Source organism: Paenibacillus sp. 1-8 (assembly GCF_056316205.1).
This window is the reverse complement of record NZ_CM149995.1, coordinates 1,964,088-1,979,332: the sequence shown is the minus strand read 5'-3', so window position 1 is coordinate 1,979,332 and position 15,245 is coordinate 1,964,088. Positions and strand designations below refer to the sequence as shown.

Annotated in this window: 13 protein-coding genes; 6 read left to right on the top strand and 7 right to left on the bottom strand. The window is 46.5% G+C overall.

All coding sequences use genetic code 11. The features are described from left to right. A complete protein-coding gene (locus AC0WRU_RS09230) occupies positions 1–999 on the top strand; it encodes a polysaccharide deacetylase family protein (protein ID WP_476128066.1) in 999 nt (332 codons plus the stop codon). An 88-nt stretch (positions 1,000–1,087) separates the two neighbouring features. Here AC0WRU_RS09230 and AC0WRU_RS09225 read toward each other — a convergent pair whose 3' ends face one another. Both AC0WRU_RS09225 and AC0WRU_RS09220 read right to left on the bottom strand, forming a co-directional pair. Next, positions 1,088–1,708, bottom strand: a complete 621-nt coding sequence (locus AC0WRU_RS09225; protein WP_476128065.1) for a TraX family protein — start codon at positions 1,706–1,708, stop codon at positions 1,088–1,090. Between the two features lie 35 nt (positions 1,709–1,743). Beyond that, positions 1,744–2,460: a CBS domain-containing protein gene (locus tag AC0WRU_RS09220; protein ID WP_476128064.1), complete on the bottom strand. Its 717-nt coding sequence runs from the start codon at positions 2,458–2,460 to the stop codon at positions 1,744–1,746. Positions 2,461–2,644: 184 nt separating this feature from the next. Here AC0WRU_RS09220 and fsa point away from each other — a divergent pair, with 184 nt between their 5' ends. The 3 genes from fsa (at position 2,645) to AC0WRU_RS09205 (ending at position 5,301) form a co-directional block, all read left to right on the top strand. Next, entirely contained in the window at positions 2,645–3,292 is a 648-nt protein-coding gene (gene fsa / locus AC0WRU_RS09215; RefSeq protein WP_476128063.1) for a fructose-6-phosphate aldolase, read from the top strand. A gap of 334 nt (positions 3,293–3,626) precedes the next feature. After that, positions 3,627–4,082: a MarR family winged helix-turn-helix transcriptional regulator gene (locus tag AC0WRU_RS09210; protein ID WP_476128062.1), complete on the top strand. Its 456-nt coding sequence runs from the start codon at positions 3,627–3,629 to the stop codon at positions 4,080–4,082. Between the two features lies 1 nt (position 4,083). Continuing rightward, the gene (locus AC0WRU_RS09205; protein WP_476128061.1) at positions 4,084–5,301 is read left to right on the top strand and encodes an MFS transporter; all 1,218 of its coding nucleotides are present in this window, start codon (positions 4,084–4,086) and stop codon (positions 5,299–5,301) included. On the opposite strand, the gene AC0WRU_RS09200 is transcribed toward AC0WRU_RS09205, so the two are convergent. Then, positions 5,248–6,558, bottom strand: a complete 1,311-nt coding sequence (locus AC0WRU_RS09200; protein ID WP_476128060.1) for an MFS transporter — start codon at positions 6,556–6,558, stop codon at positions 5,248–5,250. The genes AC0WRU_RS09205 and AC0WRU_RS09200 overlap by 54 nt on opposite strands. Positions 6,559–6,648: 90 nt before the next feature. Beyond that, positions 6,649–8,364 (bottom strand): methyl-accepting chemotaxis protein, encoded by a 1,716-nt coding sequence (locus tag AC0WRU_RS09195; protein ID WP_476128059.1) that lies wholly within the window; start codon positions 8,362–8,364, stop codon positions 6,649–6,651. Between the two features lie 216 nt (positions 8,365–8,580). Here AC0WRU_RS09195 and AC0WRU_RS09190 point away from each other — a divergent pair, with 216 nt between their 5' ends. Next, positions 8,581–9,531 (top strand): serine hydrolase domain-containing protein, encoded by a 951-nt coding sequence (locus tag AC0WRU_RS09190; protein ID WP_476128058.1) that lies wholly within the window; start codon positions 8,581–8,583, stop codon positions 9,529–9,531. Positions 9,532–9,650: 119 nt separating this feature from the next. Here AC0WRU_RS09190 and yicI read toward each other — a convergent pair whose 3' ends face one another. Then, positions 9,651–11,975 (bottom strand): alpha-xylosidase, encoded by a 2,325-nt coding sequence (gene yicI / locus AC0WRU_RS09185; RefSeq protein WP_476128057.1) that lies wholly within the window; start codon positions 11,973–11,975, stop codon positions 9,651–9,653. Positions 11,976–12,157: 182 nt separating this feature from the next. On the opposite strand from yicI, the gene AC0WRU_RS09180 reads away from it, so the two are divergent. Then, positions 12,158–13,078, top strand: coding sequence for an AraC family transcriptional regulator (locus tag AC0WRU_RS09180; RefSeq protein ID WP_476128056.1), 921 nt, complete (start codon positions 12,158–12,160; stop codon positions 13,076–13,078). Positions 13,079–13,093: 15 nt separating this feature from the next. Here the strand turns inward: AC0WRU_RS09180 and brnQ are convergent, their stop codons facing one another. Beyond that, a complete protein-coding gene (brnQ, locus tag AC0WRU_RS09175) occupies positions 13,094–14,452 on the bottom strand; it encodes a branched-chain amino acid transport system II carrier protein (RefSeq protein WP_476128055.1) in 1,359 nt (452 codons plus the stop codon). Between the two features lie 626 nt (positions 14,453–15,078). Further along, positions 15,079–15,228 carry a hypothetical protein gene (locus AC0WRU_RS09170; RefSeq protein ID WP_476128054.1) on the bottom strand — a complete coding sequence of 50 codons (150 nt, stop codon included), beginning with the start codon at positions 15,226–15,228 and terminating at the stop codon, positions 15,079–15,081. Positions 15,229–15,245: the final 17 nt, after the last annotated feature.

Here is a 15,245-nt window from a genome sequence, read left to right as displayed (position 1 = left end):
ATGAAACACGTCATATTCAAAAGAACGATTCTTATTATGAGCATGGTAGCTATTTTAGGGATACTGGTGTACGAAGCACGCGCCATCTACCATCCACCCGTTGTTAAAGGGACCCACCGTACACGTACGGCTAATGCAGATCGGCTGGTACGACATTTATTCTCTCTGACGCCAACGCCGGATAAAGTATATTACCAAAACAAAGTTATTGTCCTGATGTACCATGAGGTAACCAAAACTCCACCCGATCCCGGCGCTCTCAAGCTCAGTAATTTGACGAAGCAACTGGATGAAATGAAAGCCAACGGCTTCCACTGGATCACGATGAAAGAATATACGGACTTTATTCTGCATAAAGCCAAGGTGCCCGATAATGCTGTACTCATGACCTTCGACGACGGCTATGAATCTTTTTATACAGACACCTTTCCCGTGTTGAAAAAATACCGTGTACCGGCAACCAATTTTCTTATCACATCCACGATCAGTAATCCCAAGCACATCGGTATTCCGAAGCTGACGTGGGAACAAATCCAGCACATGCATGCTGAAGGTGTTGATTTTTACAATCACACCAATGACCAGCATGCGTATGGATACACAAATGTAGCACGCACCAAGGAAAAACCGCTTCTCATGGGTCCGGTATATTCGAAAAAGCTGGGGCGTATGGAAACCGAGGACGAATTTAAACAGCGGGTTTACAACGATTTGGACACCGCCGACAAGAAGCTGTTCAAGCATCTTCATAATGATCGCAACGTCCTTGCCTTACCGTATGGAGGATATACCAAGGAAACGCTGGAAATTTGCCGCGCCTTGGATATTGACGTTACCTTCACGGTGAAGCGTGGCATTAACTCACCTGGACAAACGAATGGCTATCGTGTTAATGCAGGCGGAATACACAATATTCCGGAAGTATTGGTGCAGTACATGAAGGAAGGCGCTCCAGAGCGGCCATTGCCTTTTGCCCAAGGTCCTAACAAAGCGTCCTGAACTTTGGGTTAACAAAGAACCTTTGAACCATGTATTTCGTGGTTTCAAAGGTTCTTTTGCTAATTTTGAGAATGATTATGAGCTTATTTCAGGGCCAGAGGCGAAGGACTGCAATAACAGCCAGATGCACCGGATAAAAGCTGCGCCACAACCAGCGCGGTACCCGTTTATAAAAGCCACTCTCCCCCGATGCGAAGCATGCGATAAGAATGGTGGACAGCAGACTAAAATGCTGGAGATTCGCGTGATGCACCATGTCATATACGACGTTCAGTACAAAATGCGCCGCAACCATCATATACGAGCGGGTGTAGCGATAAATGAGGATGAGCAGCAGCCCGTAGGCTCCGTAATCCATCAGGGTAAGCTCCATGACCAGTGCTGTCAGCACATACAAGCCTGCCATAGCCGCTCCATTTTTCAGGCGGGACGCGGCGGTCAGTGCCAGCAGCGAGGTCAACAACGTCCAGACCACATTTGGCCTGTACACATCGAACGCCAGCATATAGGGCAACTGAGAAATCAGAGCGATACCGAGCAAGCGGAGCATATAGCTTCGCATATTTCGGGTGCGGGCATACCCCATATACAGCGCATACGCATAGATTGGAAAAGCAAGCCTGCCGGCAATTCTCCAGGCCGGATCAGTGGGGAAAAATACGAGTCCGATATGATCAATCAGCATGGTCAGCATGGCTAACCAGTACATATAAGGCCCCCTTTTTTCTTGTTCCACATCTTCTTTTACGTCTTCTCTTCCGTCAAGCTCAAAATAGCGTTCATGATGTCCGTTTTGGTAACCCGACCCACCAATCCATTGGCTTGAATGGAGGAGGTCTCCATACACTGCTCGTCCATGACCGGAAGGCAATTGACCTGATGACGAACGAGCCTGGATATCGCCTCCAGCAGAGAACCACCCGGAGTAAGTGTCGTCATTTGTGCCCGTCGCGTCATCGCCATCGTTACCGGAACGGCGTGAAGATCTGTATGCCCCAGCGTCACCTTCAGCAGATCCTTGCGAGTAACAATTCCGATCAGCTCCTGATCCTCTCCCGTGACCATCAACGCACCCGTATTTTGCTGAAACAACATCAGTACCGCATCGTAAGCCGTAGCGTCACCGGAAATTAAAATCGGATCACTGAGCACATCAGCCACGGTCAGCTTTTTAAGCATGGTTCCGATATGACTATCATATTTAGGATAACGCCCTGGCAAATATCCCACCTTGGGCTTGGCGTCTACCAGACCGAGCATGACGAGCAAAGCAAGATCGGAACGGAGGGTCGGTTTCGTCAGCCCTAGCTCCTCAGCGATTTTATCCCCCGTAACAGGCGCCAGGCGCTGGACAATATCAACAATTTCCCGCTGTCTTTCAGACAGTTGAATAATGATTACCTCCTTATAGAATGGGGTAGTATACATTATAGATGAGCATAGATCGGTAAATTTCCGCATTTTCCGACAATTCATCAAATCTTAATCAAAGACCGCTTGTTTTCAATTTTAAAATGTGTCACAATTAGTATGTAATACATACTAATTATAAGTTTAACGTGTACAATATGCTACCTTTTATTTAGCTGATGTGCATGGTGTGTGATATGTATTATGAATTACAAACCCCTGAGGAGGAAAGCAAATGAAGTTTTTCTTGGATACTGGTAACATTGAAGAAATCAAACGTATTGAACGTTTGGGTCTGGTTGATGGTGTAACAACGAACCCTTCGCTGATCGCTAAGGAAGGTCGGGTGTTCAAGGAAGTCATTCAGGAGATTTGCAGTATCGTTGAAGGCCCCGTAAGTGCTGAGGTCATTGGCTTGAAAGCCGAGGATATGCTCAAGGAAGCTTATGAGATTGCCAAATGGGCACCAAACGTTGTTATTAAGCTGCCTATGACTGAAGACGGTTTGTATGCTTGTAACGAGCTGACCAAGAACGGGATTAAAACGAACGTAACGCTGATTTTCTCCGCGGCTCAAGGTTTGATGGCTGCCAAAGCTGGCGCTACTTTTATCAGCCCGTTCGTAGGACGTCTGGATGATATCGCCGTTGATGGTATGAAGCTGATTCGTGACCTGAGACAGATTTTGGACATTTATGGTCTGAAAGCCGAAATCATTGCAGCCTCCATCCGTAACATCAAGCATGTGGAAGATGCTGCTCTATCTGGTGCGCATATTTCCACCATTCCAGGTTCCCTGCTTCCTTCTCTGTGGAAACACCCACTGACTGACAGCGGTATTGAACGCTTCCTGAAGGACTGGGAAACCGTACCTAAAGCCTAATTCGTCCGAAACGGCAAAAGTATATTGCTTTAAACCCGAACAGCCCGTATATTGCGGGCTGTTTTTTTGCCTCCGCATCATTTTCTCCAGCGCTCAGGCACGAAGTTATTCGATTCAGAACCTCCCGAAATTGATTCTGAGTGATGGCAGCATCTATCATGGTGATGCAGTTATAATCGCATTATCCATGACTCCTCTCTCCAAATCAGGTCCAGATCATAGTGATCGGTGAACAAGTTTTTTTGACAAAAAAACTTGTTTTACATATAATTGTTTTAACAATTAATTTATTTTTAAATTAATTTATGTACGGAAAACAGAAAGGAAGCTACTCATGAATAACTTACCCCCGGATTGTTCCATCGGCATGCTGCTCGGCATTACCCACCGTAAGATGAGCCAGCAGCTTATGCAGCGCCTTAAACCTTTTGATATTTCCCCTGAGCAATGGTCGGTGCTGTATCAAATTTATCAGGCCGAGGGCCTAAATCAGAAAGAAATTGCGGCCAAGGCCGTCAAGGACCAGCCGACTACGACCCGAATTATTGATTTGTTGGACAAAAAGGGTTGGGTTCGCCGTGTGAATAGTCCACAGGATCGTCGGGCTTATTTGCTTCATTTGACCGTAGCAGGCCGACAACTTGTAGAGGAAACCCTTCCTGTCGAACGTGACGCCAACCATGATTTTGTAAAAGGAATTACCTTTGCTGATATGGAGCAATTCCGCCAGACGCTTTTACACATTCACGCTAACATGACCGAATCAGAGAAACAAGGAGAGACCGACTAACATGCAACAAGGCAAGCAACCTCTTTGGACCAAGGAATTTATCGTTTTAACGGTATCCAATCTATTTTTATTTCTCGAATTACAGATGATTCTGTCTTCCATTCCTTCGTATGTGAAAAATACATTCCACGCCAGTTCCGTCCAGATCAGCCTCGTTACGACGCTGTTCGCATTAAGCGCGATTGCGGCCCGGCTTTTTTCAGCCCGTATGCTGGAAAAAGGACATCGCAGCACCCTGATCTTCATCGGTCTTCTGTTCGCGTTGGCGGGCACACTTGGATACAGCGTTTCACCGACAATTACGGTACTGCTTCTCATGCGCATGCTGTTCGGGATTGGCTTCGGTATGAGCAGTACCGCATTTCCGACAATGGCCTCGGATGTCATTCCCGCCAAGCGCCTCGGTGAAGGAATGGGGTATTTCAGCCTGTCCACCAGCCTGGCGATGTCTATTGGCCCGACTATCGGTATTTCGATGCTGCAATACGGCAGCTTTCATCTGCTGGTATATACGACATCAGTTGTCATTGTCGTTATTTTCCCGCTGGCCTACTGGTTGATTCGTACCCTGCCGAAAGGACATGTTGAGCCGCCGATGGTTCCTTTGGAAGAAGGACGAAAACCGGCATTTAACCGCATGCTCTGGATTCCAGCCTTGCTGAACATGCTTATGTCTATTACGTACGGCGGATTGCTCAGCTTTATGGCGCTTTACGGGGATGAAGCGAATCTGTCGCACCCGGCTTATTTTTTCCTGTTTAATGCGCTGTCCATCCTGATCGTACGTCCCTTCTCGGGTCGTATCTATGACAAAAAAGGAGCAAAAGCGCTGCTCATCCCCGGTGCCCTGTTCCTGATCGGCGGTCTTATCCTGCTTTCTTACGCGCATAGTGACGCCTCCATGTACCTGTCCGCCCTTTGCTATGGTATCGGTTTTGGTGTCATGCAGCCGACCTTGCAAACCTGGATGATTCAGGTTGTGTCGCCCAAGCAGCGGGGCATGGCAAACGGTATGTTTCTAAATTCCCTCGATTTCGGGGTAGCTGCCGGTGCCCTTATTCTTGGTATAATCGCCAAAGCCAGCGAAGGGGTAAGCATATTTCAAAAAAGAGCACCCAACACCATGGCTTCATGGAATCGGGTGCTCTTTGGTTTAGGCTCGCTTTTACTTTGCCGGGGTTTTGCGTCTCAACTTGGAGGAAATCGGTTTTTTTCGTGATATATCTGTCAGCCCTCCAGTGGCGTTCATATGTTCACCGGATTTTTCGTCTGAGGGTTCATCTTGCTTCGGTTTGACCGCAAACAGCATGAGCAGAGCCGCAATTCCGCCCACTCCGGCCATCACGCCAAAGAGCAGACCATGCCCACTGCTTCCGATCAGCAAGGATACAACCGGAGGACCTAGCGATACCCCGACAAAGCGCATACTGCTGTACAGGCTGGTAATCGTTCCGCGCTCCTCTTTTTCAATCCCTTTCGTAATCAGGGCATCCAAACAAGGAAGTGCCAGTCCAATTCCGGCTCCCCCCAATGTAAACAGTCCGATCACCGCATAAATATGTTGAAAAAATCCGAGAATGCCAAAGCTGATCGTCAACACGGCCAACCCGCCAAAACCGATCCATTTCATCCGTTTTTTGTGCTTACCGATGATCTTTCCTCCAATATAAGAACACAGACAGAGAGAAACCAGCGGAATCGCCAGCACGAAACCCTTCCAGACTCCACGAAGGTTGTAACGACTTTCCAGTATGTCAGATAAGTAGAACAGGACGCCAAAAATGACAAACATACAAATGCCACCCACGACGAAAATAGCATATAGCCAGCGTCCTTTTTCGGCAAGCACCTGCTTCACATTTCCCACAAACTCCCGAAACGTAACCGGTTGGTTCTTACGTTTGGGCGCATGAATCAGCCAAAGCACCAAAATAAGTGAAATCAGACAGAGGCCCGGAATCACCGCCAATGGCAAAAACCAAAGGACTGCTCCCAATGCCGCACCAAGGATCGGACTTAGCACTTTGCCGAATGTATTGTACGTCTCAACTACACCCAGATTTTTGCTGGCTTCTTCCTCGTTCTCATACAAATCCCCCACGAGCGGAATGACAATGGGAAAAGCTCCCGCTGCTCCAACCCCCTGAAGCAACCGACCCCCAATAATGGTCCAGTACGCTGCCTGATCATGAAGCAGCCATGCCCCCACCGCAGAAATTCCCCCGCCAATCACCGTCAGGATCAAGCAGGGTACAATCACGGCCTTACGACCAAATCGATCGGAGAGATATCCCGCTATTGGAATCAGCAAAATGGCAACTACTGCATATACCGTAATCAACATGCTAACGCGAAAGGAACTGACATGTAGCTTGCGTCCGATTTCCGGCAAAACAGGAATCAGCATGGAATTGCCTAGCGTCATCATCAGCGGGATGGAACCTAATGCAAGCAGATTCCCTTTATTTTGTTGCATCCCGTTACCACCTTTGCAAAAGTAATAACATAACTGTCCAAAATGGTCCAACAGGTGTTATTGTGTTTACCTTGGTGCGGTTTTATACATCTATACCTTAAATCCTCCAACCCTTGTATTCAGCAATTTCGACATTTCTGCCAGCGTATGAATAGATGAAGCGATATCCTCCATGGAAGCCAGCTGTTCCTCAGCGGCTGCACTGACGCTCTGGGTTCCGCCTGCGGACTGTTCGGCTACTTCACGGATACGCTCTACGGCTTCCACCATTTGCCCCGATCCGGTAGACATCTGTCCCACGGAGCGATTTACACTGTGTATCTGTTCGCTAACCTGCTGAATGGAGCCGCCAATCTGACGAAATGCCGTTTCAGCCGATTCCATAATCTTCACGCCTGATTGAACTTCAACCGTTCCGGCTTGCATCGTTGATGCTACATGACCAACATGGTCCTGAATATGCTGCACAAATTGTGTAATTTCCGCTGCTGAAACGGATACCTGATCAGACAGCCTTCTTACCTCAGATGCTACGACAGCAAATCCCCTGCCCTGTTCTCCTGCTCTGGCGGCTTCAATCGACGCATTAAGCGCCAGCATTCCTGTTTGCTTGGCAATACCGGTAATGACGGAACCGATCATTCCAATCTGTTCAGCCTGTTCACTGAGCAGACGTACAGCACGAGCAGAGCTATCTACACTTTCGCTGACCTTTTCCATCTGCCGCATCGCTTGACCGATGGATTGCTCCCCTGCTTGCGCATCTCTGGCAGCCGTATCAGATAGCTCATATACCTGCTGGCTCGTCACCGCAATATGGTTGAGTCCGTCAGCAAGCTCCTTCACTGTATCGGTGGTGCTTGTAATATCATCGACCTGATGCTCCATACCAGTTGCAAGCTCCTCCATCACACTGGAAGTATGACGATTGGCCTGGTTCATCTCTTCAGTGCTCAGGCTTACCCGCTCGGCGGTCACAGATAACGTACGGGCTGTATCCTGAGCATCCACAATAATATTGCGAAAGCCCGCGATCAGCTTGTTGTACGAGCTGGCAATCATGCCAATTTCGTCTTTGGATGTAATATCGAGGCGGCTACGCAAATCTCCCCCTCCCTCCGACATTTCCAGCAATTGTTCATTCATGTGATGCAGCGGCCGGATCGAACGAATCAAAATAACTGATTGTGCAATACTGTAAATGATGATCAGACAACCCACAATACTCGTTATCCAGGTTGTGTTCGTCATGGTTTGGTGCGCGTGCTGTATTTTCGCCTTTACCATGTCCTCCTGAGCTTTAACGAACGCCATCATCTTCACATCAAGCTGCTTTCGTTGAACCCGTTCATTTTCAAACACATCGAGTAAATCCGAAAATGGCGGGAACTTGTCCTTAGTGCTCCGGTAACCCGCTGTATTCAATAAGCCATGGACATGGTTAAAATAGGCATTGATTCCCGTTTTCAGGTCATCCATCTTTTTGTTTATATCCCCATTACTCGTATCGACCAAAGCTTCCGTTTCCCGTAGCAGCTTTTCGATTTCGCTCTGCTTGTTTTCGATCTCTTTACCATACTGTTCGTCCCGGGTTAGCAAATATCCACGCTCGTCATTAGATATTCCGTTCAATAAAAATTGAAGAGATTTTGAATTATATACAATGGTCTCCTCACGATTCATAATATCCTTATACTCGTTCTCATTGTGCACACTCAGAGTGTAATTTGTCAGCAGCATAGCTGCAATGACACCCGGAATAAGCAGTGCACTAAGAATCATTTTGGCCTTGATTGTTAAATTCATGAATCGGTCCCCCAGTTATGTCTGAATAAAATGTCCAACTTACTATATATCGTTTAATTTAGAGAAGTTTTTGAACGAAACAAGAAAAGTGTATAGATTTCTCAATGTATTTGTGACAATATTATGAACCAAAAAAGCCACCTTCATTTTCTGAAGAAGCAGTTTAAAAATGATATACTATTTTTTATGTAGTATAAATGTCAAGGAGGGACTTACTTGAGTAGTTTGGAACTTACACCGCTTGTTCGTGGACTGAAGGAGCTGGAAATTCGTAGCTGTCTGATCGTTCAGCAGGGGAACATTATGCTGGAATACTACCGTGAACCTCAATTCGCGAATGAACTCTATAAAATAAACTCCTGCACCAAAAGCGTGGTTTCCGCACTAGTCAGCATCGCAATGGATCAGCAAATCGTACCACAGCCGGACACGCCTATCCTTAATTTTTTTCCCCAGATTGCCGAGGACAGCGATACGCGAAAACGTGATATTACGATTGAACATCTGTTAACGATGTCCGCGGGCTTTAACTGGACTGAATTTGGCGGGCAAAATTCATTTCCGACGATGAGCCGAACATCAGACTGGGTACAATTTGTGCTGTCACAGCCATTGGCTGATGTACCAGGTACACGAATGGAGTACAACTCCGGCTGCTCCCAGCTTTTGGCTACCATTTTGCGTCATGCTTCTGGACAAGCGGTAGCTGAATTTGCCGAGCAGCAGTTATTCCAACCGCTGGGTATCGAAAGCTACCACTGGGAAACCGATCCGCAAGGCACTCATACAGGAGGCTTTGGACTGCATCTCAAACCCATGGACATGCTCCAATTTGGATTGCTGTACCTGAACGAAGGAAGCCGTGAAGGCCGTCAGCTCATACAAGCTGAGACCGTCCGGCACTCCACCCGTGCGCTCCTTCCGACGGCCAAACCCCAAAAAGCCTTTTACGGCTGGCACTGGTGGGCTTCTTCCTTTTCAGACGAAACGGAGAAAAGCGCTGAAACGGATTATTATTACGCGCTCGGCTTTGGCGGTCAATACATTGTTGTCGTCCCGTCTTATGACATGGTGGTGGTCGTTACTGCTGACAAGTTCAAAAAGAAACGGACTCCTGTGGATATATTCAGGCAGTACGTTGTTCCGATGCTTCTCCAGCAAGGATAACCGGCAAATCCAAAGCAAAAAAAAGGGCCTGCCCGTTGAATCAGGCAAGCCTCTTTTTGCAATACAATCGTTATACAACAAAATAGCGAATTTTATTTGTGAGCGAGAGTGTACATGACCTATCCCAAGTGAATGGTAAGCTCCTGTTGTCCGCTTGAGGCTGGTGCAATGGTCACACCCTGCTCTCCCGCTTGACTGCTGCCATCCTCGACTTGGATAGCCTCGTGCATCCCTCGCAGTACCAGTGACCATGGTTTAACCGCACCCTCGGCCTTCACCGTTATCACAGCATCCTTGCGACTGGCCGTAACGGTCAGCTCTTCTTCACCTGAAGTGTTCACGATAACCGCTCGAGCCTGCTGGCCTTCGCCCAGTTCGAACAAGTGAAAAGCCACTTGTTCTGCATAATCGTAATCCGGGCGGCTGTCCTCATGACCGATTGCCAGCAGCGTGTTCGGCTTCACCAGCACGGGCAAGGTTGTAAAATCGTGATGCTCGTTAACCCAGCGACCACCTGTTACGGTTTCATTCGTCAACAAATTCGTCCACTGGCCCTCCGGTACATAATACTGCACATTGCCTTCCTTATTAAAGATCGGGGCTACCAAAATGGAATCACCCAGCATGTATTGCAGATCCAGCGTTGCACAGGTTGGGTCCTGCGGGAATTCCAACACCATAGCCCGCATCATTGGCAAACCCTTCACCGAGGATTCCACAGCGGACGGATACAGATACGGCATCAGCGAGCATTTGAGCTTTGTAAAGCTGCGTACCACATCCACCGATTCTTCATCGAACAGCCAAGGCACGCGATACGATTCATTTCCGTGCAGACGGCTGTGGGAGGACAGGAGTCCAAATTGTACCCACCGTTTGTACACGTCCGGCGCAGCCGTTAATTCGAAGCCGCTAATGTCATGGCTCCAGAAGCCAAAGCCGCTCAAACCGAGCGACAAGCCGCCCCGCAGCGATTCCGCCATCGACTCATATGTCGACGAGCAGTCGCCGCCCCAGTGAACCGGGAACTGCTGTCCTCCGGCTGTGGCGGAACGTGCGAACAAGGCCGCTTCATTTTTACCCAGCTTTTCCTCCAGCACGTCAAATACAGCCTTGTTGTACAAATGCGTGTAATAATTGTGCATTCTCACCGGATCAGAGCCGTCATAATACACCACATTCGTAGGAATCCGCTCGCCGAAATCCGTTTTAAAGCAACCTACGCCCTGATCCACCAGTACCTTCAACTTTTCCTGATACCAGGCGACTGCAGCCGGATTCGTGAAGTCAACCAGCCCCATCCCCGCCTGCCACATATCCCATTGCCACACGCCGCCATCGGCGGTTTTGACCAGATATCCGTTCTCCATGCCTTCATCGAACAAAATGGATTTTTCCGCAATATACGGGTTAATCCATGCGCAAATTTTAAGTCCCTTTGCTTTCAAACGCTGTAGCATGCCTTCCGGGTCCGGGAACATATCTTGGTCCCACTGGAAATCGCACCATTGGTATTCCTTCATCCAGAAGCAGTCAAAATGGAATACCGAGAGCGGCAAATCACGCTCAGCCATCCCGTCCACAAAATGATTCACCGTCGCTTCATCATAGTCGGTCGTAAACGAGGTGGTCAGCCACAAACCAAAGGTCCAGGCTGGTGGCAACGCCGGCTTGCCCGTCAGCTTGGTGTAATTGTCCAGCACTTCTTTAGGGTTGGCTCCGCCAATAATAAAATACTCTAACGATTCGCCAGAGACGCTAAACTGCACCTTTGAAACATTTTCCGATGCAATTTCATACGATACCTTTTCCGGATGATTGACGAACACACCATAGCCTTTATTAGACAGGTAAAAGGGAATGTTTTTGTACGCCTGCTCACTGCTGGTGCCGCCGTCCTCATTCCAGATATCGACCACTTGCCCATTTTTCACAAACGGAGTGAAGCGCTCCCCGAGGCCGTATATGTACTCCCCGATTCCCAGCTCCAGTTGCTCCCGGAAAAAAGGCTGATCCTGCGGGTCTGTAATGTATCCAGGCCCACGATGCCCGCTACCCGTGATTTTACGATCCTCCACATAAAAGCCTACGTCCCAGCTCTTTCCACGGCCGACCCGCACACTCAGATCGCCGCTTTGGAGCACCGCTACGTCCTCATCTACCGTAATGTCCACCTTTGTCGGCAAGGTATGAATTTCAAAATCCGGTCCATGATGTACCCGTCCCTTGTGGTGATTGAAGCGTACCCGAATGACATTCGGCATCGGCGAGCTATAGGTCGCTTTCAGTAACGCCCCGTTCAGGGTGTCTCCTTTATGCTCGATCCGGTGAGTAGCCGCATATACCGTCATGGAAGCATCGTCCGTCACAATATCACGGATTTCCGCAGGGCTTTGTATTTCATAGCCCTTGCGGACCATCCAATAACCATCTGTAAATTTCATCTGTTTATTTCCTCCGTTTCGATCTATATATTGTTGAACCCAAATCGCTTGTTGGATTTTTTCGAAATCCTCACTATAATAATATTGATTTATGTAAGGGTTTACTTCTTTTATTTTGACGTATTGTATCAATATTTTGATATTTTCTATACAAAACAAAAATCAGGAAGGGAGTGAATGAAATGAATCGGGAAATGCTGCGGGAAAACCGTATTCATGGCAATCCCATGTATCCGGTCAGCGTGTATCCGGGTGTGGAACAGTTGAATGGAAATTGTGTACTGGAGTGTCATTGGCATGAGGAAATGGAGTTTATTGTTGTGGAGCGGGGCAGCGCGGTATTTCAGACGGATATGGCCTACACTGAGGTCAGCGAAGGTGAAGCCCTTTTTGTAAATAGCGGGGAACTTCACGCCGGGTATTTGAAACGAGACCCTGACTGCGTATTCTCTGCCGTGGTGTTTCATCCCGATCTGCTGCACAGCCGGACACAGGATACGGTGCAGGAGCAGTTTATCGACCCTTTTATCAGAAAAAAGCTGGTCGCTCCCCCTCACATTCGCGGAGTCCTGCCCTGGGAGCAGGAGGTGCTGACCGCGCTGCGCCGCATCATCACCAGCCATGAACAGAATGCACCTGCCCGTGAACTAGCGACCAAGGCACAGCTCTATAGCATCATCGCCAGCATGTATCCACATATGACCCCGGCTAATGGAGAGGACGTGATTGTGGCAGGTCAACGCAGCAAGGTTGAACGGATCAAACAAGCGTTGGCGTACATCAACAATCATGCTCATGAGCCTATTCGTTTGCGGGATATCGCCGATGAGATCCGTATGAGCGAGGGCCATTTTTGCCGTTTCTTCAAGCAGATGGTACAAAAAAGCCCGGTCGAATACATCAATTACCACCGGGTTCAGAAGGCTTGCCGACTGCTGGAGCAAAGTGACCGCAAGGTGGTCGATATTGCGCTGGAGGTTGGCTTTGATAATCTGAGCTATTTTATCGCAACCTTTAAAAAATGGAACGGCCTGACTCCTTCGCAGTACCGTAAGCAGCACGAAGCAGATCAGGCGCTTGCTGTCCCTTATATAACAGACTAATATGCATAGGACAAATCATTTATTTTTTTTGGGCTTCATAAGTACTAATATTATTTTTCTCCCTCTTAATATAGTAAATATGTAGCCACCTACGCCTCCTAAAACAGAGGGAATTAGCCACCCCAACCCTACATCATATAATGGAAGAAGATGACTGAAAAAATCATTAATTACTTTAATTTGTATTCCAGCAGCATTCAAGCCATCAAATAGACTAATGATAAAGGTTAATATCAAACTGCCTTGATATACTTCTGACTTTCCTTTAAATACAGGATGTAAAAACGTTAAAAATATTAGAGAAATAGCAATGGGATATATCGCCATTAATACTGGCGTTGAAACCTTAATGAGCTGTGTTAAACCTATGTTGGCTACAAGGGTACTAAATATAGATAACATGAGAGCAACTCTTTTATAAGAGATTTTTGGAAATAATCCATGGAAAAAGGAAGAGCAGGCAGTGATAAGCCCCACACTTGTCGTTAAACACGCTACTGTAATCATTAAGCCTAATAGAATAGAACCGTAAGATCCAAAATAATAGGAGGAAACCTTAGCTAACACCTCAGCGCCATTTCCTAGAACGCCCAATTTTTCAACGCTAGAAGCTCCCATGTATGAAAGAGACGTATAGATAAAAGCTAAGAGTATAACCGCAATCGCTATCGCTTTGGCACAAATGATCATCAACTCTTTTTTTGTAGTAACTCCTCTATCCTTAATTGCATTCACAATGATAATTCCAAAAATAAAGGCTACAAGAGCGTCCAATGTTAAATAACCCTCTTGAAAGCCTTTGAAAAAGACATTCGATGTATAACCCTCCGCAGGTTCTTGGAATTTTCCTATTGGGTGAATAATAGCTACAATCACAAGTAATCCAATGAATGTCAATTTAATGGGTGTTAAAAACTTTCCGATTACATCAATAATTTTTGTAGGATTAAGTGATAACAAACATGCAACTGCAAAAAAAAGGATAGTAAATACAAAAAGTGCGACAGGATGATCTGCATTGTTTGAAAAAAAAGGTTTTACTCCAATTTCAAATGACACACTACCGGTTCTAGGAATTGCATATAAAGGCCCGATGGCTAGATAAAGGATGGTTGTAAAGACAATGCCGAATACAGGATGTACACGACTCGCTAAAGTTTGCAAATTGCTTTTGCCCGAAAAAACAAAGGCTGTGACGGCTAGTAATGGTAAGCCAACTCCGGTAACCAAAAAACCCGCATTGGCTATCCATACATTCTTTCCAGCCATTTGCCCAAGCATAGGTGGAAAGATTAGATTCCCTGCACCAAAAAATAAGGCAAATAGCATCGATCCTATAATGATAATAAAGGACGAAGAAACACTTTTTGACATAATAAATCCTCCAACCACGAACTCACAACGTTTTGTTTTATTCGTTTTCTTTTAATTTTGTATAATATATGTTAATAGGGACGTAGCCAATTGTTGCATCCAAAGAACGGTATCTGTTTGCCTAGAGTATGTAAACTCGTGCTATTCACAAAAAAATGCTCACTTCGATCTAAATGACCAGCATCAATCAGGGACAGCCATCCCTCCCCCCTTCTGACCGGTGTAGGAAAGTTTTTAATCAACAAAACATGGCAACTATAAAGACTGTCCGTATCCTCGATACGCATCCTGCTTCTATCTGGATGTTAGCAATGTCTATTGAGCCTAGTGATAACCTGTGCCTTTAGGATGAGTGGGTTTCGTCTTAACTCATCGTTACACAATACTCTATATACGATCACTATTTCAAGTAACTTTGTACTTGCAGAATAAATCACTTCATACCCTTGCTTATGCAATTATGATGCTACCCTATGTTTCTCCCCCTACTTAGTGAGCTTAATGAACTATAAGGGAATTTTACACTTAGGACTTATTTCTTACAAGATGTAGATGTAGTTACACATACCCGATAGGTCTCGTAAAAATTTTTAATTACTCCAAACACCCATGTAACAGCACGTTCCTCATGGTTTGGAAGTCAAAAGATCTTTAGGTGTTAATTTAGATAGTTTCTTTTCATCAATTTCAGATAAAGAACCCTTCTTTAAAATAGAATTTTGTGTTGCTGAGTAAGTATATAATACTGGTTGTGGAGAATCATCACCTTTACTCACAAAATCAAAGATTTTCC

What these genes read in the sequence shown, in the direction of transcription:
- AC0WRU_RS09230 (WP_476128066.1), top strand. Translation starts at nt 1, where the DNA reads ATGAAACACGTCATATTCAAAAGAACGATTCTTATTATGAGCATGGTA.
- AC0WRU_RS09225 (WP_476128065.1), bottom strand. Translation starts at nt 1,708, where the DNA reads ATGTACTGGTTAGCCATGCTGACCATGCTGATTGATCATATCGGACTC.
- AC0WRU_RS09220 (WP_476128064.1), bottom strand. Translation starts at nt 2,460, where the DNA reads ATGCGGAAATTTACCGATCTATGCTCATCTATAATGTATACTACCCCA.
- fsa (WP_476128063.1), top strand. Translation starts at nt 2,645, where the DNA reads ATGAAGTTTTTCTTGGATACTGGTAACATTGAAGAAATCAAACGTATT.
- AC0WRU_RS09210 (WP_476128062.1), top strand. Translation starts at nt 3,627, where the DNA reads ATGAATAACTTACCCCCGGATTGTTCCATCGGCATGCTGCTCGGCATT.
- AC0WRU_RS09205 (WP_476128061.1), top strand. Translation starts at nt 4,084, where the DNA reads ATGCAACAAGGCAAGCAACCTCTTTGGACCAAGGAATTTATCGTTTTA.
- AC0WRU_RS09200 (WP_476128060.1), bottom strand. Translation starts at nt 6,558, where the DNA reads ATGCAACAAAATAAAGGGAATCTGCTTGCATTAGGTTCCATCCCGCTG.
- AC0WRU_RS09195 (WP_476128059.1), bottom strand. Translation starts at nt 8,364, where the DNA reads ATGAATTTAACAATCAAGGCCAAAATGATTCTTAGTGCACTGCTTATT.
- yicI (WP_476128057.1), bottom strand. Translation starts at nt 11,975, where the DNA reads ATGAAATTTACAGATGGTTATTGGATGGTCCGCAAGGGCTATGAAATA.
- AC0WRU_RS09180 (WP_476128056.1), top strand. Translation starts at nt 12,158, where the DNA reads ATGAATCGGGAAATGCTGCGGGAAAACCGTATTCATGGCAATCCCATG.
- brnQ (WP_476128055.1), bottom strand. Translation starts at nt 14,452, where the DNA reads ATGTCAAAAAGTGTTTCTTCGTCCTTTATTATCATTATAGGATCGATG.